Here is a 2,373-nt window from a genome sequence, read left to right on the forward strand (position 1 = left end):
GGCGAGGAAGGCGAGGGCGCCCTGCCATGCGGGCGGCCCGGCGGGGGTGCCCGCGCCGACGGCGGCGGTGACGAGGAGCTGGGTACCGGCCGCCGAGGCGACCGGGCCGACGGCACTGACCGAGCCCGCCAGCAGGCCGAGCACCGTCAGGGCGACGGTGAGCGGTACGGCGGCAAGGTGCTGTCCGCCGTAGGTGCCGGCCAGGAGGCCGAGGGCGCCGGCCAGGGCGGGGGTGCCGAGGCGGTCGACGGAGGCGCGCCTGCTGCCGGGGCGGTCGTTGATCCCGGCGAGCATCGCGCCGGTCGCGGCGAGGACGCCCTCGGCGGTCATTCCGGCGAGCATCCCGGCGACCAGCAGCGGTCCGGCGGCGAGGGCGCCCCGGACCACCGCGCTCCAGGGCAGGGGGCCGCGCTGGGCGCGGAAGGCGTGGGCGAGCCAGGGCGGAAGTGACCGGACGGCGGGGCGCGACACGGGGCTCCTGTTCGTACGAGGGCGGGGGCCTTCGGACGACGGTGGCCGAGTGGGGGTCACTCCAGGGTAGAGCGTGGCGCGGCGGTGGATGCGACACCCGGGTTTCGAGGAGGTGAAAGATGCCCCGGGGGCGTGAGCAGGATCTCCTCCGCCTCGGCCACCGCGCCGACGAGTGTCCTGGGCGAGAGGGCGGCGGTCACCTCGTCGATCCGGCGCAGTCCGGCGCGCTCGAGCAGCCGTTTCTCGTTGGTGACCCACTCCCCGCGCTCGGCCAGCACCGCGTGCGCGGCCTGTGCGGCGGCGGTGGCCAGCGCACCGGCGACCTCGGTGAGCCGGCCGTGCGGGGCGTGGTTGGCGCGGGCGTAGCCGAGGGTGGCGCGGGCGGTGCCCCGCCAGCGCTCGGGTGCGGTGCGGCGCAGCGCGTCCGGGTAGGCGGCGGGGCGGGGCAGGGTGCCGCGCAGCACCTGGTTGACGGCCAGCTCGGCGACGATCAGGTACGTGGGAATCCCCGCGAGGTGGAACAGCAGGGGCTCGACGCGGAAGCGCCCCTGTTCCGCCTCGGCCAGCTCGTGCTCGACCGTGCCGAGGTCCCGGTAGTGGACGTCGACCCGGCGGCCGTCGACGGTGAGCCACGCCCCGCCGTTGAACACCCCGCCGCCCCAGCCGCCGACCTCGGAGACCTCGCCCTCCCAGCCGAGGGCGCGCAGGTCGTCCGGGTCGAAGTCACCCCGGTAGTACACCGCGAGGTCCCAGTCGCTGTCCTCGGTGTGGGTGCCCTGGGCCCGCGACCCGCCGAGCGCGACGGCCCGCACGGTGGGCAGCCCGGCGAGGCGGTCGGCGGTGGCCGAGAGGAAGTCGGCGTCGGAGAGGGCGGGCACGGCGGCTCCTCGCTGTCGTCGTTATTCGGATGCGCGGGCGGCTCCGGGCTGCCCATGATGGGCGGTCGTCCGCCCGCGTATCCAGGGAGCCGCCATGATCCGCCGTGTCACCGTCCCCGCTCTCTTCCCGCCGCCGACCTACTCCCACGCCTCCGTGGTGGAGGCGGGCACCCGGCTCGCCTTCCTCGCGGGCGCGGTCCCGCTGGACGAGCGGGGCGAGCTGGTCGGGCCCGGCGATCCGGTGGCCCAGGCCGGGCAGGTGATCGCCAACCTGCGGGAGCAGCTGCGGGCCGTGGGCAGCGATCTGGAGCACGTCCTGGCGACCGAGGTGTACGTGGTGAGCGACCAGCCCTCGGTGCTCTCGTCGGTGTGGGAGGTGGTGGAGGCGTCCGGTCTGAGCAAGGGCCCGCACTCCTCCACCCTGCTCGGCGTCGCCTGCCTCGGCTACACCGGCCAGCTGGTGGAGATCACCGCCACGGCCGCGATCCCGGAGACGGGCGAGTGACGGTCCTGCTGCGGCGGGCCGTCCCGGCGGACGCCCGCGCCACGGCCGGCGTCTGGCTGCGCTCCTTCGCCGCCGCCCTGCCCACGGTCGTCCGGCCCCGCTCGGACGACGAGGTCCGCGCCCACATCCGGGACGTGGTGATCCCGTTGCGCGAGACCTGGGTGGCCGAGGCGGAGGACGGCGCGATCGTCGGCATGATGGTGCTCGACGGGGGCCTGCTGTCCCAGCTCTACCTGGACCCCGCCCATCGCGGGCGCGGCCTCGGCGACCGGTTCGTGGCGCTGGCCAAGGAGCGTGTGCCGGGCGGGCTGACGCTGTGGACGTTCCAGGTGAACGAGTCCGCCCACCGCTTCTACGAGCGCCACGGCTTCGTCGCCGTCGAGCGCACCGACGGCCGCGACAACGAGGAGCGGGAGCCGGACGTGCGGTACGTCTGGCGGCCCTGACCCGCTAGGGCCTCTCGTTTGGATCTTGCCGGGCTCGCGGGGTCCGGCCTGATCCAAACGAAAGACCCTAGAC

Annotated in this window: 3 protein-coding genes and 1 pseudogene; 2 read left to right on the forward strand and 2 right to left on the reverse strand. The window is 75.5% G+C overall.

All coding sequences use genetic code 11. The annotated features are described in order from the left end of the window. Together CCN33_RS28880 and CCN33_RS28885 are read right to left on the reverse strand one after the other, a co-directional pair. Nucleotides 1-471 (reverse strand): annotated as a pseudogene (locus CCN33_RS28880) (FUSC family protein); the annotation flags it as partial. A 56-nt stretch (nucleotides 472-527) separates the two neighbouring features. Continuing rightward, nucleotides 528-1,349, reverse strand: coding sequence for a nucleotidyltransferase domain-containing protein (locus CCN33_RS28885; RefSeq protein WP_086696329.1), 822 nt, complete (start codon nucleotides 1,347-1,349; stop codon nucleotides 528-530). 94 nt (nucleotides 1,350-1,443) lie between these two features. Between CCN33_RS28885 and CCN33_RS28890 the strand changes: the two genes are divergently transcribed. Continuing rightward, nucleotides 1,444-1,854 carry a RidA family protein gene (locus CCN33_RS28890; protein ID WP_086696330.1) on the forward strand — a complete coding sequence of 137 codons (411 nt, stop codon included), beginning with the start codon at nucleotides 1,444-1,446 and terminating at the stop codon, nucleotides 1,852-1,854. Beyond that, nucleotides 1,851-2,300: a GNAT family N-acetyltransferase gene (locus CCN33_RS28895; RefSeq protein ID WP_086696331.1), complete on the forward strand. Its 450-nt coding sequence runs from the start codon at nucleotides 1,851-1,853 to the stop codon at nucleotides 2,298-2,300. The genes CCN33_RS28890 and CCN33_RS28895 overlap by 4 nt, the downstream gene beginning before the upstream one ends. The last annotated feature ends 73 nt before the right edge of the window (nucleotides 2,301-2,373 follow it).

This window comes from Streptomyces recifensis, from assembly GCF_002154615.1.
GTDB lineage: Bacteria > Actinomycetota > Actinomycetes > Streptomycetales > Streptomycetaceae > Streptomyces > Streptomyces griseoluteus.